The sequence below is a fragment of the Streptomyces sp. CA-288835 genome (genome assembly GCF_050936385.1).
In the GTDB taxonomy this organism is placed as follows: Bacteria; Actinomycetota; Actinomycetes; order Streptomycetales; family Streptomycetaceae; genus Streptomyces.
In genome coordinates this window covers 1,924,957-1,946,125 of record NZ_JBNJMW010000001.1, presented here as the reverse complement: position 1 = coordinate 1,946,125, position 21,169 = coordinate 1,924,957, and the positions used below count along the sequence as shown (strand labels likewise).

The window sequence follows — 21,169 nt, the reverse complement described above, 5'->3', positions numbered from 1 at the left end:
GTTGCAATTTGCCTCGCTAGCATGCCTGATGAAAGTCGGGAAGAACCCGTCAGGCCGACCCCCGGGAGATGTCCGTGCACGATGCTCCCGACGCCTCTGACGAGGCGCTCCCGCCCTCCGGCACGGAACCCCTGGTCCGTATCCGCGGGCTCGGCAAGCGGTTCGGCGGAACCCACGCGCTGGCCGGGGTCGACCTCGATGTCCACGCCGGCAGCGTCCTGGCCCTTCTCGGCCCCAACGGCTCCGGAAAGTCCACGCTCATCAAAGTGCTCGCCGGCGTCCACCGAGCCGACGCGGGACAGATCACCGTGGCCGGTCACCCGCTCGGGACCCACGCGGCCTCCAGCAACATGTCCTTCATCCACCAGGACCTCGGTCTCGTGGAGTGGATGACGGTCGCTGAGAACATCGCTCTGAGCACCGGCTATCCGCGCCGCGCCGGACTGATCTCCTGGCGGCGGACCCGGGAACGCTGCACCGACGCCCTGCGGATCGTCGCCGCACATCTCGACCCCGACGCACCGATCGCCCGGCTCGGCCCCGCCGAGCGTTCGCTGGTGGCCATCGCCCGAGCCCTGGCGGGACGGGCGAAGCTCATCGTCCTCGACGAGCCGACCGCCCGCCTACCCGCCGCGGACTGCGCCCGGCTCTTCCGCGTACTGCACGCCCTGCGCGACCGCGGGCACGGCATCCTCTACGTCACCCATCGCCTCGACGAGGTGTACGAGGTCGCCGACACCTTCGCCGTCCTGCGCGACGGCCACCTCGTCAGCCACGGCCGGCTGGCGGACCGTAGCCCCGCCCGTCTGGTGCACGACATCGTCGGCGAGGAACTGACCTCCCCCAGACTCCGTCCGGGGGAACCCCCATCTCGCTTCGCTCGCCGCCCCGCCACGGCCCCCGCCGACGCCCCGCCCGTACTGACCCTCGACGGCGTACGGACCGCCGGCGCGGGCCCGGTCAGCCTGGAACTCAAAGCCGGGGAAGTCCTGGGCCTAGTCGGCCTCTCGGGTGCCGGACACATGGACCTGGGCCGCGCCCTCGCCGGCTCCCGGCCCCTCCTCGACGGGCGGGTACTGCTCGACGGCCGGCGGTACAGCCCCCACAAGGTCGCCGACGCCGTCGGCCTCGGTGTCGGCTTCGTGACCGGCGACAGACAGCAGGAGGGCTGCGCCACCGAGCTGACCGTACGGGAGAACCTCCTGGCCAACCCCCGCGCGGGCGGCCTGCCGGCGCTGCACTGGATCAGGCCCCGCCGCGAACGCGCCGAGGCCGCCGCCCTGATCGAACGGCTCTCGGTGCGCCCCCGCGACAGCGAGGCCCCCATCGCCACCCTCTCCGGCGGAAACCAGCAGAAGGTCATGATCGGCCGATGGCTGCGGGTGGGCCTGCGCCTGCTGATCCTCGAGGAGCCGACCGCGAGCGTGGACATCGGCGCCAAGGCCGCGATCTACGGCCTGCTCGACGAGGCCCTGGCCGCCGGTCTCGCGGTGCTGCTCATCTCCACCGATTTCGAGGAGGTCGCGGGCGTGTGCCGACGTGCCCTGGTCTTCGTCCGCGGATCTGTGACGGCCGAGCTGAGCGGTCCGGACATCACCGTCGCCGGGCTCACCCGGGCAGCTTCTGCCATGCCCGCCTCGGGAACCTCCGGAAGCGCGACGACCTCATGACCCCCTCGCCCCCGTCCCCACCGCACCGGCCGGGCATGCCGGGTGGGCACCTCATCGGCACGTACGGCCTCCTGGCCCTCACCGCCCTGCTCTTCCTGATCTTCTCCCTCACGCTGCCGCGCACCTTTCCCACCGCGGACACCGTCGACTCGATCCTGTCCACCCAGTCGATCCCGGCCGTCCTCGCGCTCGCCGCCATGGTCCCCATCGTGACCGGCGCGTTCGACCTCTCCATCGGCTACGGCCTCGGCCTGGCGCACGTCATGGTGATGCAACTCGTCGTCAACGTCGGGTGGCCCTGGCCGCTCGCCTGTCTCGCGGTGATCATCGGGGGGACGATGGTGGGCGTCCTCAACGGTGTCATCGTCGAGTTCGGCCGCATCGACTCCTTCATCGCCACCCTCGGGACCGGCAGCATGATGTACGCCGCGACCGGCTGGATCACGGGCGGAGGCAGGATCGTCCCGGGCCCGCAAGGCCTCCCGGCCGCTTTCACCGACCTCTACGACTCCACGTTCCTCGGCCTTCCGGTCCCCGCCTTCTACGTGCTCGCCCTCGCGGTCGCCCTCTGGCTGGTGCTGGAGCGGTTGCCGCTCGGCCGGTACCTGTACGTCATCGGCTCCAACCCCCGCGCCGCCGACCTCGTCGGCATCCCGACCCGTAAGTACACCGTGTACGCGTTCGCCGCATCGGGGCTGATCGTCGGCTTCGCCGGGGTGCTGCTCGCGGCCCAGCAGCAGATCGGCAATCCGAGCGTCGGCCTCGACTACCTGCTGCCCGCCTTCGCCGGTGCCCTCCTCGGCTCCACCGCGATCAAACCCGGCCGCCCCAACGCCCTGGGCACCGTCGTCGCCGTCACCGTTCTCGCCGTCGGCCTCACCGGCATCGGCCAGATGGGCGCCGACTTCTGGACGACCCCGCTGTTCTACGGCGGCACCCTGCTCATCGCCGTCGGCCTGGCCGGCTACTCCGCCCGCCGCCTGCGCACCGGCGCCATCGCGGCCCGCGATTCGCCCGTCGGGCCGCCCCCACCGCCGTACCCCCCGAAGCAGGACGGTGGCGCAGCGGGCACCGCTCCATGACCCACGCCACGGCACCACCTCCGTGACCCCGCCGCATCCTCCCGCCGCTCATTCCTCCGCGAGGAGCTCCCATGCAGTGCAACCGCAAGGCCACCTCCGGCGTCTTCAGGGCTCGGCTCGCCTCCGCGGCCCTGTTGGCAGCGGCAACCGTCCTTGCAGGCTGCGAACGCGGCTCGTCGACAGGCGAGGGGGAGTCTGCGACGGGCCCGAGCGGTTGCCCCGCGGCCCATGCCAAGGCCCAGGCCGCCGTCAGGCAGGCAGAGAAGACCGACGCCCCGTGGGACGGACCGACCAGCGGTCCCACGGCGGTGTCCGGCAGGACCATCGTCTACGTCGCCCAGACCATGACCAATCCCGGAGTCGCGGGCACCGCGAAGGGCGTGCGGGAAGCCGCGCGGGTCATCGGCTGGAACGTACGGGTGATCGACGGCGGGGGCACCCCCGCCGGCATCCAGGCGGCCATGAGTGCGGCCGTGGCTCTCAGGCCCTCGGGCATCGTCATCGGCGGCTTCGACCCCGACTCGACCTCGCAGCAGGTCGCGCGGGCCAACGCGGCGGGCATCCCGCTCATCGGCTGGCACGCGGTGGCATCACCCGGCCCCAGCCAGCGGCCCAAGCTCTTCACCAACGTCACCACCCGGGTCGAGGACGTGGCCCGCATCAGCGCGCAGTGGGTCATCTCGCGTTCCAACGGCCGCGCCGGGGTCGTGCTCATCACCGACGCATCGATCCCTTTCGCCAAGAACAAGTCCGACCTGATCAGCAAGGAGCTCGCCACCTGCTCGGGCGTGAAGCTGCTGTCGCAGGAGAACATCCCGATCCCGGACGCCAGCAGCCGCACCCCCCGGGAGATCTCCTCCCTCCTCGCCCGCTTCCAGAACGAGTGGACCTACTCCATCGCCATCAACGACCTGTACTTCGCCGACGCCGCCCCCGCCTTCCGGGCGGCCGGCAAGAAGGGCTCCGGCCCACCCTTCAACATCGGCGCCGGCGACGGCGACCCCTCCGCCTTCCAGCGCATCAACAGCGAGCAGTTCCAGGCCGCCACCGTCCCCGAGCCGCTGTCCCTGCAGGGCTGGCAGATCGTCGACGAGTTCAACCGCGCCTTCGCCGGCAGACCCGCCAGCGGATACGTAGCCCCCGTCCACCTCACCACGGCCGCCAACAGCGCCGGGGCCACGACCTGGGACCCGTCGGGTTACCGGGAGGCGTACCGAAAGATCTGGGGCAAGTGACGTCGGCGGCCGTCCCGTTTCTTGCAGGGGGAGCCGGGCACTCGAATCTCGCTTCGTCCGAACCAGATGGGATCCGAACCGGATGGGGAGGTGAGTCCCGTGCCGGGACGCGAGGAACTGCCGTCAACTCTGGACCGGTCGTCCAAGGACGCGCAGCGCACCTGGGTCAAGGCCCATGACTCCGCCGTCGAGCAGTACGGCGAGGGCGAGCGGGCGCACCGGGTCGCGTACTCAGCGCTCAAGCACAAGTACGAGAAGGTCGGCGATCACTGGGAGCGCAAGGAGCACCAGCGCAAAGGCCCCTCCGATGAGCTGGCGGCACGGCCACGGCAGCAGGGCGGGCGCAGCGGCGAGGGCGTGGACGAGCAGGCCTCCAAGCAGCACTTGTACGACGTGGCCAAGCGACTCGGCGTCGAGGGACGGTCCCGTATGACGAAGCCCGAGCTGCTGGACGCGGTGCGCAAGGCGAATCGTTCCAAGACCCGCGAGGCCCGCAGCTGAACTACCCGCTGCTGAACCAACTGCGATGCCGTCAGCCGAACCGGGCCGCGAGACGCCGGTACAGCGCCGGTGCCGCGCCGTGCAGTCGGCCGGGCAGACGGAGCCAGCCCGGTACGTACACCTCGTCGCGGTCGCGGGTGATGGCCTGCCAGACGGCCTCGGCGACGCGTTCGGCCGGTACCGGTCTGGGGCGCGAGCGCACGTAGGGAGCGCCGCGCCGGTCGAAGAACGGGGTGTCCACGACCCCGGGCATGACATGGCTGATCCCTACGCCCGTGCCGCGCAACTCGTAGCGGAGTGCCTCGGCGAAGGTGCCGAGGGCAGCCTTGGCGGCGGAGTAGACCGCCTCGTCACGCACCCCGAGGCTGCCCGCGACGGAGCCGATCAGCACCACGCGGCCGGTGCCCTGGCTGATCATGTCCGGCAGCAGGAGTCGTACGAGATGGACCGGTGCCAGTACGTCGACGGAGAACACCTCGTCGATGGCCCGCTGCGGCATGGTGTCGAAGGGCCCTGCCCAGCCGATGCCGGCGCCTGCCACCAGCAGATCCACCCGGCCGGCGGAGTCCAGGACGTACTCGGCGAGCCGTCGGTCCGCCCCCGGCTCGGCCAGATCTATCGGGAACGCGGCGGCCGAGGTGTCGTTGGCGCCCTGGTCGAGGTCCTTGGCGACCCGTTCGAGCCGCGTACGGTCGCGTCCGTTGAGTACGAGGTGCCAGTTGCCCTCCGCCGCCAGCCGCCGTGCGACGGCGGCGCCGATGCCCGAGGACGCGCCCGTCACGAGGGCCACACTCGCTCTCGTCGCCGACGCGGCGGCCAGGTGCGGGCGAGTATCTGAGTCCGTCCCGGCCGCGGTACCGATGCGCGCGGTGGCTTCGGAGCCGGTGTGGGGTGCGTCGTGGGGCACGGTAGTCGTCCTCTGCAACCGGTGAAGCCATATGTCGGTTGGTGACGGGGTACTCCGGGCCCAGTGTACGAAGAGAGCGCCCTGTCCGCCCGGCCCGTGCACAGGGCAGTCGTACGTCACCGCCCGCGCCCACCTGCCCGTCCCTTTGGTAGGAAGCGCAGGCCAACGGGTACTACGAGTGCCATGGGCGATTCACTTTCCGGGCGTTCGGGACTTTCCGGACTTTCTCTCATCGAGGAGTACGGGCTTCCCGGCGCCGGCCGGGCGCACGAACCCGTCCCCTCCGTCGCGGTCCTCGTCGAACTGCTCAGGAACGGTGCGTCCGGCGGTCACGTCAAGTGCTGGGAGCACTTCGCCGAAGCCGCGGCCCAGTACACCGGGCCCGGACCCGGTATCGACCTGACCGTGTACGTCCTCGGTGAGCGGGAGAGCGTGGAGCCGCTGTCGCCCCGCGTACGGTTCGTCAGCCTGCGGCCGGTGCTCAGCACGGCGGCCCTGATGCCCGCGGTCGGCGGAGTCGACATCGTCGATCTCGCCCCTTTCCACCCGAGGCTGGCCAGGCTGCTGCCCCGGCATGACGTCTGGCACGTCACGCACACGTTCGCCTTCGCCTCGACGGCGGCCCTCCTGGTGCGCCGCGCCGACCGGGCCACGACGTCCGTACGACCCGGGGTGGTCGGTTCGCTCCATACGGATGTCCCGGCCCTGGCGGCCGTGTACCTCAAGCAGATGCTCGGCAGGAGCCCGGGCCTGGCCTGGATGGACGGCCGGTTTCCCGGTGGCGGCGCGCCTGCGGCGGTCGCCTGGCTGGCCCGGCGGCGGCGCGACCGGCTGATCCGGATGTGCGACCGGGTACTGGTCGCCTCCCCGCACGACCGCACCGAGATCACCGCGCTGACGGATCCCGGCCGGGTCTCGCAGCTGCGGCGCGGCATCGACCGCGAGCGGTTCCGGCCCGATCCCTGGGCCCGCGGCGCACTCGCCCGCGCCCACGGCGTGCCGGTGGACCGGCCGCTCATCCTGTTCGTGGGCCGCGTGGACGCCTCCAAGCGCGCGCTGCTGCTAGCCGAGGCGGTGGACCGGATGAGACGCCAGGGGCATGCGGTACATCTGCTGATGGTCGGCCCGGGCGCCGACCGGGGTCGGGTCGCGGACCTCCTCGGCCCCGACGTGACGCTGCTCGCACCGCAGCCCCAGGAGTGGCTGGCGCGGGTGTACGCCGGATGCGATGTGTTCGCGTTCCCGTCCCGGACGGAGACCGTCGGCAATGTCGTCGCCGAGGCGATGGCCTGCCGCCTCCCCGTGGTACTGCCCGCGGGCGCCCGGACCACGCAATGGCTCGCCGGTCCGGGACGGGACGGCCTGGTCGTACGGAACGACGACGCGGAGGGCTGGGCGCAGGTGCTGACCGAGCTGGTGACCCGGCCGGAGCTGCGCCGGGTGGTGGGGGAGCGGGCGGTTGCCACGGCGCGGCATCGGCATCCCACCTGGGCGCAGGTGTTTGCCGATGACCTGGTGCCGGTCTGGCACGAGGCGCTTCGCTTGAGGGGCAGTCATGAAACCGCGGGCCCGGTGGGGGCTGGTCCCGCCCACGCGGCGGAGCCGCATAATGTCACGCCCCGCGCCCCTTACGGGGCGCCATAGCGCACCGGCTACGACCGGAGGTCCGTCGTTCGCTCAGCCGCCGCGCGCCCGCCCCCGGCACCGTCCGCGGCCGGCGGGCCGTGCGGCTCGCGCGGGTGCAGCGCGGCGATCAACGGCGACGAGTTCAGGCGTACGATCCCGAAGATCGTCAGGCACACGCCCAGGACCGTAAAGGCCGAGGTGGGCCAGCCGTGGTGCAGTGTTTCGCCGAACAGCGTCGTGCCGGTCGCGATGGCCACGGCGGGTTCCGTCGCGTCGATCACCGTCATCGTGGCGGCCAGCGGGCCCGCCTGGAACGCGCTCTGGATCAGCAGCAGCCCGGCGAAACTGGCGATGACCAGCAGATACGTCTGCCAGGCCGTGAACAGGGACAGCAGGCCCCGTTCCATGTGGGCGACCGTGATCGTCAGCAGTACGGACTGGAAGCCCATCACCGCTCCGCCTGCCAGGGCCACGAGCGACGCCCGCCACGTACCGCCTACGAACCGGCGCGCCACCAGTGCGCACAGCGTCACCCCGCACACCGAGCCCAGCGTCATCAGCCAGGGCCCGAGATCCGCGTCCGTCGAGCTGCCACCGTGCGGACGGGCGGTGGACAGGGCGAGCGCCAGGCCGGCCGCCACGGAGAGGGTGCCGATCCACTCGCGGGCGCCCAGCCGTTTGCGGCTGAGCCGCGCGGACAGCGGCACCGCGAAGATCAGCTCGCAGACGATCAGCGGCTGCACCAGGCTGAGCGGTGCGGACGACAGGGCCAGGGCCTGGAACCCGTACGCGACGAAGGCGAAGGCGATACCGGACAGCCACAGCGGTCGCCGGACCAGATGGCGCAGCAGGGTCCAGGACAGTGACTCCTCGGCGGGGCGGGCGCTGGCCGCTCGCTGCTGGAGTACTCCCGCCAGGGCGAAGCAGGCGCCCGCGGCGAGTGAGGCGAGGACGGCGACCGGCATACCGGGCCCTGTTCCGGAACTCGCGGCCGGTCAGTGCTGCCGCCCGGGCGGCTTGGCGTGGGCAGCCGGCCGGGTGTGCACGTACAGCTCGCGGCGGTCGCCGAGCTCGGTGTGCGGGGGCAGGGGGAGCTCGTAGCGGACCGGGCGGGCGTGGTCGGCGAGCTGGCGCCGCGGGTTGTAGACACGGTTGAACTTCCACAGCATGCGGGCGAAGTTCGTCTGACCGTGGGCGAGGTTCCGGCCGAGGACGCGTGCCGCGCCGAAGGCGGTGCGCAGACCGAGGTGCTTCTTGTGCAGTACGGCCTGGGTGCGGACCAGCTCCCCGTAGAAGACGTCGAGCGGCAGTGCCGTGGGCACGACGGCGTGCTGGATGTCGAAGAGCCGGTAGTCGCGGGTGGTCAGCCGGCGCGACTCGGTGTGCCAGATCTCCGTACCCGGATACGGCGTCATCACCGTGAGGTGGACGATCTCCGGTACGGACAGCGCGAACTCACGGACGATCCGGAAGCGTTCCTCGTCCCAGGCCGGGTCCACGATCAGGTTGATGGCGACGTTGATGCCGAGCTTGCGGGCCGTCTCCAGGGCGTGAAAGTTCTCGTCCGGGCTGACCCGTTTGCGGTATAGCTCGAGGCCCTCCTCGTCGAGTGCCTCCATGCCGAGGAACATGTACTTCAGCCCCAGCCGGGCCCACCGCTCGAAGACCTCCGTGTGGCGCAGCAGTACGTCGCTGCGGGTCTCCAGGTAGTAGTGCTTACGGATCCGCCGACGTTCCACCTCTGCGGCGATGGCGTCGCCGTGCTCCGGACGGATGAACGCGACGTCGTCGACGATGAAGACGTTCGGCTCCCGGATCGACGCGAGCTCCTCGGCCGCCGCTTCCGGGGATGCCTTGCGGTAGCTGCGGCCGTAGAAGGTCCACGCCGAGCAGAACGAGCAGTCCCAGGGGCAGCCGCGGGTGAACTCGATGGAGGCGCACGGGTCGAGTTCCCCGATGAAGTACCGGCGGCGGTGACGCATCAGGTCGCGAGCCGGGCGTGGGGCGTCGATGCCGTGCAGCAGCCGCGGGGCGGGCCCGTGGCCGTTCGCGGTGACCACGCCCGGAACGCCGTCCACGCCGCCGTCGCGGACCGCTTCGAGCAGCGGCGCCATGGCGGGTTCGCCCTCGCCGCGGACCACCGCGTCCACGGCGCCCGCCGCCTGGGTGAGCACGTCCTCCGCGACGAAGGAGACGCTGTGCCCGCCGAAGAAGACGAAACAACCTGGTACGACCTTTTTCGTCCGCTGGGCGATCTCGATGGCCTCCGGGATGTTGGCGAGGTAGTTCAGCGAGATGCCGAGCGCTTCCGGCTGGAAGGACGCCAGTTCCGACCGTAGATCCGCGTGGTCGAGCACCTGGAGGTCCACCACTCGTACCTGATGACCTGCATCGCGGGCGGCGCCGGCCACTCGTTCAAGACCGAGTGGTTCCAGCCTCAGGAAGATCTCCGAGTACAGCAGGGCGCTGGGGTGGACAAGCAGTAGGCGCATGGGTCACCTCGAGATGGAGACGGCTGCCGCATTTCAAACAATGCCAGCGCCTCCGGCTTTCGGCTCCTTGACGAGTTGCCTCCGGCGGTGGAGCGGGTGGGTTCGTTGCCGGGCGCGGGTGCACTGTGGTTGCTCGCGCCCACGCGGCGGAGCCGCACAGTGTCACGCCCCGCGCCCCTTAGGTGCGCCGACTGGAGCCGCAGGCTTTTTAGGGGCGCGGGGAACTGCGCGACAAGCCACGACGAACCCGCACCCGCAAAACGAAGCCCAATCCACCACCCTCGTACGCGCCCCCCTCAACCGCCGGCGGCAGGCCGTACCAGCCCCGACTGGTAAGCGATGACGACCAGTTGGGCCCGGTCGCGGGCATCCAGCTTCGTCATGGCGCGCTGCACATGCATACGTACGGTCAGCGGGCTGAGAAAGAGAACGTCGGCGATCTCCGCGTTCGACTTGCCCTCGGCCGCCAGCGCCATCACCTCCCGCTCGCGGGCGGTCAGCGCGGCGAGGCGCTCGGGCGGAGCAAGATGGGGGCCGGCCTCCGGGGTGGTGAGGAAGCGCGTGATGAGGCTGCGCGTGGCCACGGGCGACAGGAGCGACTCGCCGGCGGCCACGGTGCGGATGCCGTCGAGGAGCGCGTCCGCGGTGACGTCCTTGTCCGGCTGGTCGTGCTCCGGGAGGCTGAGCGTGCCGCCGAGGACGGTGAAGCAGAACAGCGCGGTGGATGCCACCAGGTCGGTGGTTCGCGGATGCCGCTCGATGTACCGCTCCAGGTCCAGGTACTCGGTGCTCATCGGATATCCGGTCAGAGGGTTGGGTCCATCGTGGACGACGTCGCCTCGGAGCCGCCAACGAGGGCCGCCCGCGTCCACTGCGGGCGGCCCTCGGGCGCGGGTCCTGGGGGAGACCCGCGCGCGGGTCCGGGGGGATCAGACCCGCGCCGCTTACCGGTCGGCCGGTTCGGCCGGCTCGGCCGGGACAACTCGGGAACGTCCCAAGGCTCCCGGGTTACGGTCCTCCTTGTCGTCGTGCGCCTGCCGACAATGCCGCGTACTGAGAACGCAGTACGCGGCCACCTGCCCGTAGTCCTGGAAGAGGAGGAAGCCGCAGCGCTTCGTACATCCGACAGGAGTCGCGGCAGGCGTCGCGGCCCGCAGCACTACCAACTACATGTCGCATTCTCGCCAGCCACCGCCATGACCATGGCCGATGCTGGAAGGCATGCAGAACGGGACGCACAACGAGACGTACAGCGGGACACTGCGCGCCATGCACACCGACACCGAACGCTGTGTCCGCGCCGTGCAGTCGAAGGACGCCCGCTTCGACGGCTGGTTCTACACGGCGGTGCTCACGACCCGGATCTACTGCCGGCCCAGCTGCCCGGTCGTGCCGCCGAAGCCGGAGAACATGACGTTCTACCCGAGCGCGGCGGCCTGTCAGCAGGCCGGGTTCCGGGCCTGCAAGCGGTGCCGCCCCGACACCACCCCCGGCTCGCCCGAATGGAACCAGCGCGCCGACGTGGTCGCCCGCGCGATGCGGCTGATCGGCGACGGAGTCGTGGACCGCGAGGGCGTCCCCGGACTCGCGACCCGGCTCGGCTACAGCACCCGGCAGATCGAACGCCAGCTCCTCGCCGAACTGGGCGCGGGCCCGCTCGCCCTGGCCCGCGCCCAACGCGCCCAGACCGCCCGCATCCTCATCGAGACGACCCCGGTCCCGATGGCCGACATCGCCTTCGCGGCGGGCTTCTCCTCCATCCGCACCTTCAACGACACCGTCCGCGAGGTCTTCGCCCTCTCCCCGAGCGAACTACGCGCCCGGACCCCCAAGAACCGCGCCAACTCACCCGGTACGCCAGGAGTGTTGGCGCTACGTCTCCCCTTCCGGGCCCCGCTCAACCCCGACAATCTCTTCGGCCACCTCGCCGCCACCGCCGTACCCGGCGTCGAGGAATGGCGCGACGGCGCCTACCGCCGCACCCTGCGCCTGCCGTACGGCCACGGCGTCGTCGCCCTCACCCCCAAGTCCGACCACATCGCCTGCCGGCTCAGCCTCAGCGACATGCGCGACCTGACCGTCGCCATCAGCCGCTGCCGCCGCATGCTCGATCTCGACGCCGACCCGGTCGCGGTCGACGACCAGTTGCGTACGGATCCCCTGCTCGCCCCGCTCGTCGACAAGGCGCCGGGCCGACGGGTGCCGCGTACCGTCGACGAAGCCGAGTTCGCGATCCGCGCCGTACTCGGCCAGCAGGTGTCCACCGCCGCCGCCCGCACACACGCCGCACGCCTGGTCACGGCGCACGGCGAGACGGTCGACGACCCAGAAGGCGGCCTCACCCACCTCTTCCCCTCCCCCCAGGCCCTGGCCGCACTCGACCCCGCCTCACTCGCGATGCCGGCCGGCCGACGCACCACCCTCACCACGCTCGTCCGTCAACTCGCCGACGGTTCCCTCCACTTGGGTGTCGAGAGCGACTGGGCGGAAACCCGCGCCCGACTGCTCGAACTCCCCGGCTTCGGGCCCTGGACCGTCGACGTCATCGCGATGCGCGCCCTCGGCGACCCCGACGCCTTCCTGCCCACCGACCTCGGAGTCCGGTACGCCGCCCGGGAGTTGGGCCTGCCCTCCACACCCGCCGCGCTCACGGCCCGCGCCGCGGCCTGGCGGCCCTGGCGGGCGTATGCCGTCCAGTACCTCTGGGCGACCGGCGACCACCCGATCAACTTCCTTCCCGTATAAGCCAGTACAGGCCCGTACCAACTACTCAGATTCGTCAAAGGACTTTCCGTGAAACAGCACACCGTGATCGACAGCCCCTACGGCCCCCTCACCCTCGTAGCCACCGACGGCGTCCTGTCCGGCCTCTACATGACCGACCAGCGCCACCGCCCACCGGAGGAGACCTTCGGCGCCCCCGACGACACGCCCTTCGGCGAGACCATCGACCAGCTGAAGGCCTATTTCGCGAGCGAGTTGAAGGAGTTCGACCTCCCCCTGCGCCTCGACGGCACACCATTCCAGCGCACGGTCTGGGAGCAACTCCGCCGCATCCCCTACGGCGAGACCCGCTCGTACGGCGAACTCGCCGACGCCGTCGGCAACCCCAAGGCCTCCCGCGCGGTAGGCCTCGCCAACGGCAAAAACCCCCTCGGCATCATCGTCCCCTGCCACCGAGTCGTCGGCGCGAACGGAAGCCTCACAGGCTACGGCGGCGGCCTGGACCGCAAGAAGCGCCTGCTGGACTTCGAAAGGGGTACCGCCCTCTTCTAACCCGCGATCTTGCCAAGCAGCTCCGGCAGCGCCGTCCCGATCGGCTCCCGTACGACCTCGTCGGCCTGGTCGTCGTACGGGGTCGGCTCGGCGTTGACGATGATGAGCCGCGCCCCGTGGTCGGCGGCGAGACCGGCGAGCCCCGCCGCGGGCTGCACCTGGAGGCTGGTCCCGACGGCGATGAACAGCTGGCAGGCCTCGGTGATGGCGATCGCCTCGCCGAGGACCGTGGGGTCGAGCCGCTCGCCGAACATCACCGTCGCCGACTTCAGGATCCCGCCGCACTCCAGGCACGGCGGATCCTCCTCGCCCGCCGCGACCCGCGCCAGGGCGTCCTCCATCGGCGCCTTCGCCTGACAGCCCGTACACACCACGGTCCGTGCGGTGCCGTGCAGTTCGAGCACCTTGCGGGCGGGCATCCCGGCCAGCTGGTGCAGCCCGTCCACGTTCTGCGTGATCACCCGCACCGGCACCCCGGCCCGCTCAAGATCGGCCACCGCCCGGTGCGCGGCGTTCGGCTCGGCCTGGAGGGTGCGGTTCTTGCGCCGCATCTGCCATGAGCGGCGCCGGATCTCCGGATCGGCCATGTAGTACTCGTACGTCACGAGTTTCTGGGCCTCCGGATCCCGCTGCCACAGCCCGTTCGGGCCGCGGTAGTCGGGGATGCCGGAGTCGGTACTGATACCGGCTCCGCTGAGAATCGCGACAAGAGGCTTGTCCATGAGGCGAGCGTAAGCAGGCCCGTCCGGGCGGAGCCAACGGATATCGCCGCGATGCCGTCAGGGCGTCGGCACTCCGTACGTACGGTCGTAATGGTGGGCCACCAGGTGACCGGCGCCGTCGCAGGCGAACTGCCAGTCGTGGACGCCGGTCTCCAGGCCGTCGCTGAAGTTCCACAGGAGTCTGCCCCGGGCGGCGTCGATCGCATAGAAGCCGTCGCCGTTCCGGAAGGCCGGGACGTAGACCTCCTGGGGGCCCGCGACGATCGGGTGCTCGGTGTTGAGGCGCGGCGTCCGGCAGAACCAGCGCTTGGAGCCGTTCGCCGCGTTGAAGGCGTACACACCGGAGGGCTCCGTGCCGGTGGCGTAGACCGTGTTGCCGGCGACACCGAGGGAGGCGAACTGGCCGCGTTCGGCGCGCACATTCCAGCGGGTCCGGCCGGTGGCGAGGTGGAGCGCCATGAGTTCCTTGCCGACGGCGAAGACCGTTCGGCCAAGGACCGCCAGACCCGGCCGGAGGTCGTAGCCGACGGGATGCCTCCACCGGACACGGCTGTCGACGGTGCCGGTGTCCCGGGCCGTCACATTGCGGAACCCGTCGGCGTAGATGAAGTTGCCGGGGAAGACGACCGGTTCCAGCGGGACACCGACGTCCTCTGGGCTGATGGGCGTGATGAGGGTCCGGCCCGCCTCGAGGTCGATGCCGAAGACCGTGTCCGTGGACGTCGCGACCCCCTGCTCGTCGGACCGTCGCTGGAATCGCAGACCGAAGACGACGACATCGCGGTCGCTGACCTTGCCGGACAGCGTGTCGAACCGGAAATCCGCTCCGAAGTCGTAGGTGAAACGCTCCGTGCCCTTGTCCAGGTCGACCCCGATCACCGTCGAGCCCTCGCCCAGCGCGACCGCGGCGCCGAGGATCTGAACGACCGGGGTGGGCGACTGACTGATGCCCCGGTAGACCCACTTGGGCCGCGTACCGTCCTTGAGATCGAGGCACACCATGTTCCCCGGGCGGGTCTTCACCAGCGCTGTACCGTCCCGGAACACCGGCGGTGCCTGAAGCAGCGGATCGCTGCGATACGTCCACAGCGGACGCGGGGCGGGCCCGAGCGGCTCCACCGCCTGCTGCTCCGCCTTGTCTCCTCGCGTGATCAGCAGGGCGGTACTGACGACGGCGGCCGTGGCGCCCGTCGACGCGGCGAGAATCGCGCGCCGGGAGAGCCCGCGTCGCGCACGGGCTTGGCGGTGCATTGGGGGAGGGCAAGGTTCTGGTTCCCGGGGCCGGGGGATGGCGGGTGCCTCGGCCATGTGATCGGCATCGTAGGCGTGGCCTGGAGGTGGCGTCGCCGCGATGGAGGGCGCCCCATACCGGCCGTAAGCGCGCGGCGCCGGGCCGTTGTGGTGGGCGGAGACCGGGATCCGGTCGCGCGATGGGAGGCGCGACCGGGTGTCGAGTGCCCTCAAGGCCGCCGTACGCCGGGCGATCGACGCAGCCACCGGCGCGGGCAGCCAGCCGCGCTCCAGCGTCTGCTCCGCTCCGCCGGGCGCACAAGCCGCGTACAGCCGCTCCGGACTGATCCGAAGATGCGGATCCTTGGCGAGACACAGGTTGATGATCTCGTCCAGCGGCTTGGGTACGCCCGTCAGGTCGGGCGTGTTGTGCACTACCTGGTAGAGCAGCGTGGCCGCCGCGGTGCCGCTGAACGGCGCGTGTCCGGAGGCGGCGTACGTGAGCACCGATCCGAGGGAGAACACGTCCGCCGCCGGCCCGATCGGAGCGCCCGTGGCCTGCTCGGGGCACATGTACTCGAGGGACCCGAAGATCACTCCGGAGCGGGTGAGGTCATAGCCGTCGCTGGCCCGGACGATGCCGAAGTCGATGACGCGCGGACCGTCGGCGGCGAGCAGCACGTTGGACGGTTTGAGGTCGCGGTGCACCAGGCCCGCCCTGTGCACGTCGAGCAGCGCCTCCGCGGCGCAGGCTCCCAGCACCAGCACCGACGGAACCGGCAACGGACCGTGCTCGACGACCGCCTCTTCCAGGGTCGGACCCGGTATGTAGGGGGTGGCCAGCCAGGGCGTGGCGGCATCCGGATCGGCGTCCAGCAAGGGCACCGTGTATCTGCCGCTGACCGCTTGCGCGGCGGCCACCTCACGACGGAAGCGGATACGGAAGGTCCGGTCCGCGAGCTTCTCGGGCCGGATGACCTTGACCGCAACCGCTTGCCCGTACGGGGAGGTGGCCAGATAGACCTGCCCCATGCCCCCCGCGCCGAGCCGCGCCTGAAGGTGGTAGGGACCTAGCTCCTCGGGATCGTCTGGGTCCAGTGGTTCCATGACCTCAGCTGCCTGTTCTCGGGGCATGCGCAGGGGTGCCCCAGCTCCGGGACGAGGTGTGCGTAGGGGGAGGATCGGCCGCACACTTGAAAGTTAGAATAGGGGCCGGAGTGACAACTGGGGACCATTTTCAGGAAGTTGTTGTTCCGAATCAGTCAGCGTCGGTCGTTCAAGCCACCCGATGGCCGTTCTCCAGCTCGGCAGTCCCCGATCCGTCCGCGAGGGCGTCGAGGGCGGCCAGTACCCGCCGCCCCAGGGCACCCGGCAGGTATTCGCCGACTTCCTCCCGCGCTACGAGGCGCCAGGACAGCAGCTCCTCCTCCTGAAGCCGGATCGCCTTGAACTGGTCCTCGCGCAGCACACCGCCGTCGTACAGGTACGCCACGATCGGCGGGCGCCCCGGACCCGGCACCCAGTCCACCGCGAGCAGCCGGCCGATCTCCAGGTGCAGTCCGATCTCCTCCGCCGTCTCCCGGCGGGCGCCCTGCCGCGGAGTCTCACCGTCGTCGGACTCGACGGTCCCGCCGGGCAGCGCCCACCCCTCGCGGTAGTTGGGCTCGACGAGCAGCACGCGCCCGTCGGCGTCGCGGATGAGGGCGGCGGCACCGGCGAGGACACGGGGGAGACCGGCGATGTACGTGGCGTAGTCAGGAGGAAGCGTCATTGAGGCAGCGTAACGAGGCGTTCACGCGCCCAGCTCCGCCAACCGCACCGTCCGCTCCGCCAGTTCACTGATCCGTACGCCGTCGAAACCGAACACCGCGCTGCGGACCCTGTCCTCCAAGGGTTCCGTCCACTGCGGGGGAACCGCGGCGGCGCCGCCCAGCACACCCGCGACCGAGCCCGCGGTCGCGCCGTTCGAGTCGGTGTCGAGGCCGCCTCGTACGGTGAGTGCGATCGTCCGCGTGAAGTCGCCGTCCCCGTACAGAAGTCCGGCGGTCAGCACCGCGGCGTTCGGGATGACGTGGATCCAGCCGAGCCCGGAGGTCTCCTCGGCGAGGGTGCTGAGCGTGTCCTCCCACGGCAGCCGCGACTCGTGGAGCGAGAGCACGCGGCGCACGGTGCGGGACAGCCGGCTGCTCGCCGGGATCACCGTCAGCGCGGTGTCCAGGGCGGACCGTACGGTCGGCGCGGTGAAGGCGGCGGCCACCAGCGCCGCCGCCCACATCGCGCCGTACACGCCGTTCGAGGTGTGCGAGAGGACGGCGTCGCGGCGGGCGAGGGAGGCCGCGCGGCGGGGGTCGCCCGGGCTCGTCCAGCCGTAGACGTCGGCGCGGATGAGGGCGCCGATCCACTCCTGGTAGGGGTTGTCATGGGTCGCGGTCAGCGGCGGTTTCAGTCCGTCCGCGAGGTTGCGGTACGCGGCGCGCTCCGCCGTGAACGTCTGCAGATACGGCAGCCGCAGCAGCCACAGCTCGCCGACCTGCTCCGTACTGAAGCCGAAGCCGTACGTCTCCAGGAGATCAAGCCCGAGGATCGCGTAGTCCACGTCGTCGTCCCGGCAACTGCCGTGGATCCGGCCGCGTACGCACTCACGCCACTCGGGACGCAGCTCCAGTTCGACGCCCGGCTCGACGGGCTCGGGCAGATAGTCGGTGAGCGGCAGAGCGTCGGCCTGCCGCAGATAGCGGTCGATGCGGTCCCGCGTCCAGTGGTCGCCCTGCTCGACCGGTTTGCCGAGCATGTTGCCCGCGATCCGGCCCAGCCAGCCCCCGAGAACGCGGTCCGCGACGTCAACACCGGCAGAGGTCATACGTCCGGTCTACCGAATTCCCGCCCGTCCTGCCTGCTTTTGTGCCGATCCCGCCCCCGCACCACATGAGAGTCTCGTCAGGTTTTATTCGTATTGCGGGTTGGGAGTTCCATGAGTTCCGCGCGTTCCATTCAGTCCCTGCGTTCCGTGCAGTGGAAGAGCCGTACGACCGGCCTGGCGGTCGCCGCCGCCGTCGCCGCCCTGTCCGCCACGGCGGCGGCCCCCGCCCACGCCGCGCCCGGCGATCCGCTGGTCACGACCGGGGACGTCGGCAACGTCCGGATGGGCGACAACGACACCCTGGAGGACGTGCTGGAGCACATCAGCATCGCGCCCGGCGGCAAGGGGACGCTGACGCACCAGATGTACGACTCGCCGGGCGCCGCGACGGCCGAGTGACCGCTGTTCACGCATGCGCTGTCCGGGGTGCGGGATTCCGCCTGGGCAGCGCCGCCTGAGCCGGTTAGGGTCACAGCGGCGCGACTGCCTTGCACAGGTCAAGGCCCGGAGAGCACCGGAGAGCAAGGGGAGTACAGGTGGCGGACGCTGCAGTGAACCGGAGCCGGGGGCGAACCCAGCGGGTGCTCATCGCCGCGGACAAGTTCAAGGGCTCGCTCACGGCCGTGGAGGTCGCGCAGCGGGTGACGGCCGGGCTGCACCGGGTCGCGCCGCGCGTCGAGGTCGAGGCTCTGCCGGTGGCCGACGGCGGCGACGGCACGGTCGACGCGGCGGTCGCGGCCGGTTTCGAGCGGCGTGAGGTACGGGTCGCCGGGCCGCTCGGCGACGAGGTCACCGCCGCGTACGCGCTGCGCGGCGACACAGCGGTCGTGGAGATGGCCGAGGCCAGCGGCCTGCAACGGCTGCCGCTCGGCGTCCTCGCCCCGCTCACCGCCTCCACATACGGCTCCGGCGAGCTGCTCCGGGCCGCCCTGGACGCCGGCGCACGCACCATCGTCTTCGGCGTGGGCGGCAGCGCCACGACAGACGGAGGCGCGGGCATGCTGGCCGCACTCGGCGCCCGCTTCCTGGACAAGGACGGCGAGCCGCTGCCTCCCGGCGGCGGCCCCCTGCGGGAGCTCGCCACGGCCGACCTCTCCGGCTTGGATCCTCGCCTCGCCTCGGTCGACGTCGTCCTCGCGAGCGACGTGGACAATCCGCTGACCGGCCCGAAGGGCGCGCCCGCGGTGTACGGCCCGCAGAAGGGCGCCTCTCCGGACGACGTGGCGGCCCTGGACGCCGCCCTCACACACTTCTCCGAGGTCCTGGAAAAGTCGATCGGAGACAGAGCCGCGGCGTACGCCGCGGCACCCGGCGCCGGGGCCGCAGGCGGCATCGGATACGGAGCTCTCATCGGCCTCGGCGCGACCTTCCGCCCCGGCATCGACGTGATGCTCGACGTCCTAGGCTTCACGACCGCCCTGGAACGCGCCACGCTGGTCATCACCGGCGAGGGCTCCCTGGACGAACAGACCCTCCACGGCAAGGCCCCCGCCGGAGTTGCCGCGGTAGCCCGCGCCGCCAACAAGGAGGTCATCGCAGTCTGCGGCCGCCTAGCCCTACCTCCAGAGTCCCTAGGCCGAGCAGGCATCCGCCGCGCATACGCCCTGACGGACGTAGAGCCGGACGTGACGCGCTGCATCGCGGAGGCGGGCCCGCTCCTGGAGGACGTGGCGGAACGGATCGCACGGGACTTCCTGATCTGACGACTGAGCGGCGTTTGGCGAGCGCCCCGAAGAGCAAGCGACCCGACAAAGCCCGCACCCCCATGGCCCCGCGGCCGCCCACGGCGGCAAGGGGACGGGGCGGGGGTGTGCGCCCGCAGCGGCCGGCGCGCCAACACCGGCACCCTCCACCAGCCAACAGCAACGCGCGCCGGTCCGAGGACGGACACCCCCGACGCGGCCCCGCACCCAACGCCCCACAGGCGCCCCGCCCAACCACAGCTAGGAAAACGGGTGGGCCCGAGCCAATGGCCCGGGCCCACCCGTTCTGTCCGTTCTTGCCTGCCGCTTAAGGCAGTTGCGCAGCCCGCGCCTCGCGCCGATTGTCGCGGAAGTTGTTCACCCTCCGAGCCGTAGCGAAGAGGGGAATCACCGCGCCCATGACCAGCTGGAGTGCGCAGCCCGTCTGGAGGAGGAGCTGCCCGCCCGGGGCGTCGAAGGCCCAGGACGTCAGCAGCCCCATGCTGAGGACGATCCACGAGAGCATCGCCACCGCGAGGCGCCCCCGCGGCTTCGGGTACTCGACGCGGCTCACCATCAGCCACGCCGTGCCCAGGATCGCCATGAGCGTGGCGACGAAAGGCAGCTCAAGGAGCACGATCGACACCACGGTCAGCGCACCGAACGGCGACGGCATGCCCTGGAACGTGCCGTCCTTCACCGTCACACACGAGAATCTGGCGAGCCGCAGCACGACCGCCAGCAGGACCACGATCGCCCCCACCGCCGCCACTCGCTGCTGCGCGTCGTCCGCGACCATGCCGTAGACGAGGACGAAGTACGCGGGTGCCAGACCGAAGCTGATCAGGTCCGAGAGGTTGTCGAGCTCCGCGCCCATGGGGGAGGAGCGCAGCTTGCGGGCCACCAGGCCGTCGAAGAGGTCGAAGACCGCCGCGCACAGCATCAGGATCACGGCCGTGGCCGCGCTGTTCCGGGCCATGCCCGTTTCCTGGCTGCCCGTGAGGTGCGGGATCAGGATGCCGGTGGTGGTGAAGTACACGGCCATGAAGCCGCAGGTGGCGTTACCGAGGGTGAGGGTGTCCGCTATTGAGAGGCGGAGAGAGAGGGGCATCTCCTCCTCTTCGTCCACCTCATCGGCACCGGGCACCCAGCTCGTGCCGGCCTGAGTCTCAGGATCAACCACGGTCAATGCGAGTCACCCCAGCCACCGTCTTCTGACCGACCTCCACCGCGACCTCGACGCCCTCGGGGAGGTAGATGTCGACGCGCGAGCCGAAGCGGATCAGGCCAATGCGGTCCCCCTGCTCGACCTTGGTGCCCTGCGGAACGTACGGGACGATGCGTCGCGCGACCGCACCGGCGATCTGGATCATCTCGATGTCACCGAGCTCGGTGTCGAAGTGCCAGACGACGCGCTCGTTGTTCTCGCTCTCCTTGTTGAACGCCGGAACGAAGCCGCCGGGGATGTGCTCGACCGACGTGACCGTGCCGGAGAGCGGGGCGCGGTTCACATGGACGTTCAGCGGGCTCATGAAGATGGCGACGCGGGTGCGGCCGTCCTTCCACGGCATGATGCTCTGCACCACTCCGTCGGCGGGCGAGATGACCCGGCCCTGGGCGATCTCGCGCTCGGGGTCGCGGAAGAACCACAGCATGCCCGCCGCGAGCGCGGTGGCGGGTACGGCCACGGCCTTGGCGGCGCCGGACTTGCGCGCGCGTACCAGGCTGAGGGCTGCGGTGGCGACGGTCGGCAGGAGCCACGGCGATGCTCCGCGCGCGAGGCGTGCGCCGACCAGGCTGTCGCGAGGTGCAGAGTTTGGGCTGTGGGGCATGGATGACCTTCGTAGCGGATGATGCCGCGCTGCAGGAGGGGGACGGCGGCTTCC

General features: G+C 71.0%; 18 protein-coding genes and 1 pseudogene. 9 read left to right on the top strand and 10 right to left on the bottom strand.

Annotation, left to right across the window (positions count from 1 at the left end; genetic code table 11):
- The first annotated feature begins 68 nt into the window (after positions 1–68).
- The 4 genes from ACQEVY_RS08855 (at position 69) to ACQEVY_RS08840 (ending at position 4,488) form a co-directional block, all read left to right on the top strand.
- Positions 69–1,670: a sugar ABC transporter ATP-binding protein gene (locus ACQEVY_RS08855; protein WP_432946564.1), complete on the top strand. Its 1,602-nt coding sequence runs from the start codon at positions 69–71 to the stop codon at positions 1,668–1,670.
- The gene (locus ACQEVY_RS08850) at positions 1,667–2,752 is read left to right on the top strand and encodes an ABC transporter permease (protein ID WP_432946562.1); all 1,086 of its coding nucleotides are present in this window, start codon (positions 1,667–1,669) and stop codon (positions 2,750–2,752) included. Before ACQEVY_RS08855 ends, ACQEVY_RS08850 begins: the two co-directional genes overlap by 4 nt.
- Positions 2,753–2,823: 71 nt before the next feature.
- Positions 2,824–3,987: a substrate-binding domain-containing protein gene (locus tag ACQEVY_RS08845; RefSeq protein ID WP_432946560.1), complete on the top strand. Its 1,164-nt coding sequence runs from the start codon at positions 2,824–2,826 to the stop codon at positions 3,985–3,987.
- Between the two features lie 99 nt (positions 3,988–4,086).
- A complete protein-coding gene (locus tag ACQEVY_RS08840; RefSeq protein WP_432946558.1) occupies positions 4,087–4,488 on the top strand; it encodes a ChaB family protein in 402 nt (133 codons plus the stop codon).
- A gap of 31 nt (positions 4,489–4,519) precedes the next feature.
- Here the strand turns inward: ACQEVY_RS08840 and ACQEVY_RS08835 are convergent, their stop codons facing one another.
- Entirely contained in the window at positions 4,520–5,395 is an 876-nt protein-coding gene (locus ACQEVY_RS08835) for an SDR family NAD(P)-dependent oxidoreductase (protein ID WP_432946556.1), read from the bottom strand.
- 183 nt (positions 5,396–5,578) lie between these two features.
- Between ACQEVY_RS08835 and ACQEVY_RS08830 the strand changes: the two genes are divergently transcribed.
- Positions 5,579–7,039 carry a glycosyltransferase gene (locus tag ACQEVY_RS08830; protein WP_432946554.1) on the top strand — a complete coding sequence of 487 codons (1,461 nt, stop codon included), beginning with the start codon at positions 5,579–5,581 and terminating at the stop codon, positions 7,037–7,039.
- Positions 7,040–7,047: 8 nt separating this feature from the next.
- Here the strand turns inward: ACQEVY_RS08830 and ACQEVY_RS08825 are convergent, their stop codons facing one another.
- From ACQEVY_RS08825 to ACQEVY_RS08815, 3 genes and pseudogenes are all read right to left on the bottom strand, one after another.
- Positions 7,048–7,986 (bottom strand): DMT family transporter, encoded by a 939-nt coding sequence (locus ACQEVY_RS08825; protein WP_432946552.1) that lies wholly within the window; start codon positions 7,984–7,986, stop codon positions 7,048–7,050.
- A 30-nt stretch (positions 7,987–8,016) separates the two neighbouring features.
- Complete coding sequence (gene hpnR / locus ACQEVY_RS08820) at positions 8,017–9,513, bottom strand: hopanoid C-3 methylase HpnR (protein WP_432946550.1); 1,497 nt, start codon at positions 9,511–9,513, stop codon at positions 8,017–8,019.
- 296 nt (positions 9,514–9,809) lie between these two features.
- Positions 9,810–10,169: pseudogene (locus tag ACQEVY_RS08815) on the bottom strand (response regulator transcription factor); the annotation flags it as partial.
- Between the two features lie 613 nt (positions 10,170–10,782).
- On the opposite strand from ACQEVY_RS08815, the gene ACQEVY_RS08810 reads away from it, so the two are divergent.
- Together ACQEVY_RS08810 and ACQEVY_RS08805 are read left to right on the top strand one after the other, a co-directional pair.
- Positions 10,783–12,258 carry an AlkA N-terminal domain-containing protein gene (locus tag ACQEVY_RS08810; RefSeq protein WP_432955124.1) on the top strand — a complete coding sequence of 492 codons (1,476 nt, stop codon included), beginning with the start codon at positions 10,783–10,785 and terminating at the stop codon, positions 12,256–12,258.
- 48 nt (positions 12,259–12,306) lie between these two features.
- On the top strand, positions 12,307–12,789 hold the full coding sequence (locus tag ACQEVY_RS08805) for a methylated-DNA--[protein]-cysteine S-methyltransferase (protein ID WP_432946548.1): 483 nt from the start codon (positions 12,307–12,309) through the stop codon (positions 12,787–12,789).
- On the opposite strand, the gene ACQEVY_RS08800 is transcribed toward ACQEVY_RS08805, so the two are convergent.
- From ACQEVY_RS08800 to ACQEVY_RS08785, 4 genes are all read right to left on the bottom strand, one after another.
- Entirely contained in the window at positions 12,786–13,511 is a 726-nt protein-coding gene (locus tag ACQEVY_RS08800; RefSeq protein WP_432946546.1) for an SIR2 family NAD-dependent protein deacylase, read from the bottom strand. The two genes, ACQEVY_RS08805 and ACQEVY_RS08800, sit on opposite strands and share 4 nt — an antisense overlap.
- Positions 13,512–13,568: 57 nt before the next feature.
- The gene (locus tag ACQEVY_RS08795; RefSeq protein ID WP_432946544.1) at positions 13,569–15,848 is read right to left on the bottom strand and encodes a protein kinase domain-containing protein; all 2,280 of its coding nucleotides are present in this window, start codon (positions 15,846–15,848) and stop codon (positions 13,569–13,571) included.
- A 169-nt stretch (positions 15,849–16,017) separates the two neighbouring features.
- A complete protein-coding gene (locus tag ACQEVY_RS08790; RefSeq protein ID WP_432946542.1) occupies positions 16,018–16,512 on the bottom strand; it encodes an NUDIX domain-containing protein in 495 nt (164 codons plus the stop codon).
- 21 nt (positions 16,513–16,533) lie between these two features.
- Positions 16,534–17,601: an ADP-ribosylglycohydrolase family protein gene (locus ACQEVY_RS08785; protein WP_432946540.1), complete on the bottom strand. Its 1,068-nt coding sequence runs from the start codon at positions 17,599–17,601 to the stop codon at positions 16,534–16,536.
- 111 nt (positions 17,602–17,712) lie between these two features.
- Between ACQEVY_RS08785 and ACQEVY_RS08780 the strand changes: the two genes are divergently transcribed.
- Both ACQEVY_RS08780 and ACQEVY_RS08775 read left to right on the top strand, forming a co-directional pair.
- Positions 17,713–18,000, top strand: coding sequence for a hypothetical protein (locus tag ACQEVY_RS08780; RefSeq protein WP_432946538.1), 288 nt, complete (start codon positions 17,713–17,715; stop codon positions 17,998–18,000).
- A 137-nt stretch (positions 18,001–18,137) separates the two neighbouring features.
- Complete coding sequence (locus ACQEVY_RS08775; RefSeq protein WP_432946536.1) at positions 18,138–19,304, top strand: glycerate kinase; 1,167 nt, start codon at positions 18,138–18,140, stop codon at positions 19,302–19,304.
- Between the two features lie 307 nt (positions 19,305–19,611).
- Here the strand turns inward: ACQEVY_RS08775 and pssA are convergent, their stop codons facing one another.
- Together pssA and ACQEVY_RS08765 are read right to left on the bottom strand one after the other, a co-directional pair.
- Complete coding sequence (gene pssA / locus ACQEVY_RS08770) at positions 19,612–20,430, bottom strand: CDP-diacylglycerol--serine O-phosphatidyltransferase (protein WP_432955122.1); 819 nt, start codon at positions 20,428–20,430, stop codon at positions 19,612–19,614.
- A gap of 28 nt (positions 20,431–20,458) precedes the next feature.
- Positions 20,459–21,115: a phosphatidylserine decarboxylase gene (locus tag ACQEVY_RS08765; RefSeq protein ID WP_328767632.1), complete on the bottom strand. Its 657-nt coding sequence runs from the start codon at positions 21,113–21,115 to the stop codon at positions 20,459–20,461.
- Between the last annotated feature and the right edge of the window lie 54 nt (positions 21,116–21,169).

Bases quoted from the DNA above. Each gene is read 5' to 3' on its own strand.
- ACQEVY_RS08855 (WP_432946564.1), top strand. From the start codon at position 69: ATGTCCGTGCACGATGCTCCCGACGCCTCTGACGAGGCGCTCCCGCCC.
- ACQEVY_RS08850 (WP_432946562.1), top strand. From the start codon at position 1,667: ATGACCCCCTCGCCCCCGTCCCCACCGCACCGGCCGGGCATGCCGGGT.
- ACQEVY_RS08845 (WP_432946560.1), top strand. From the start codon at position 2,824: ATGCAGTGCAACCGCAAGGCCACCTCCGGCGTCTTCAGGGCTCGGCTC.
- ACQEVY_RS08830 (WP_432946554.1), top strand. From the start codon at position 5,579: ATGGGCGATTCACTTTCCGGGCGTTCGGGACTTTCCGGACTTTCTCTC.
- ACQEVY_RS08825 (WP_432946552.1), bottom strand. From the start codon at position 7,986: ATGCCGGTCGCCGTCCTCGCCTCACTCGCCGCGGGCGCCTGCTTCGCC.
- hpnR (WP_432946550.1), bottom strand. From the start codon at position 9,513: ATGCGCCTACTGCTTGTCCACCCCAGCGCCCTGCTGTACTCGGAGATC.
- ACQEVY_RS08810 (WP_432955124.1), top strand. From the start codon at position 10,783: ATGCACACCGACACCGAACGCTGTGTCCGCGCCGTGCAGTCGAAGGAC.
- ACQEVY_RS08800 (WP_432946546.1), bottom strand. From the start codon at position 13,511: ATGGACAAGCCTCTTGTCGCGATTCTCAGCGGAGCCGGTATCAGTACC.
- ACQEVY_RS08795 (WP_432946544.1), bottom strand. From the start codon at position 15,848: ATGGAACCACTGGACCCAGACGATCCCGAGGAGCTAGGTCCCTACCAC.
- ACQEVY_RS08790 (WP_432946542.1), bottom strand. From the start codon at position 16,512: ATGACGCTTCCTCCTGACTACGCCACGTACATCGCCGGTCTCCCCCGT.
- ACQEVY_RS08785 (WP_432946540.1), bottom strand. From the start codon at position 17,601: ATGACCTCTGCCGGTGTTGACGTCGCGGACCGCGTTCTCGGGGGCTGG.
- ACQEVY_RS08780 (WP_432946538.1), top strand. From the start codon at position 17,713: ATGAGTTCCGCGCGTTCCATTCAGTCCCTGCGTTCCGTGCAGTGGAAG.
- ACQEVY_RS08765 (WP_328767632.1), bottom strand. From the start codon at position 21,115: ATGCCCCACAGCCCAAACTCTGCACCTCGCGACAGCCTGGTCGGCGCA.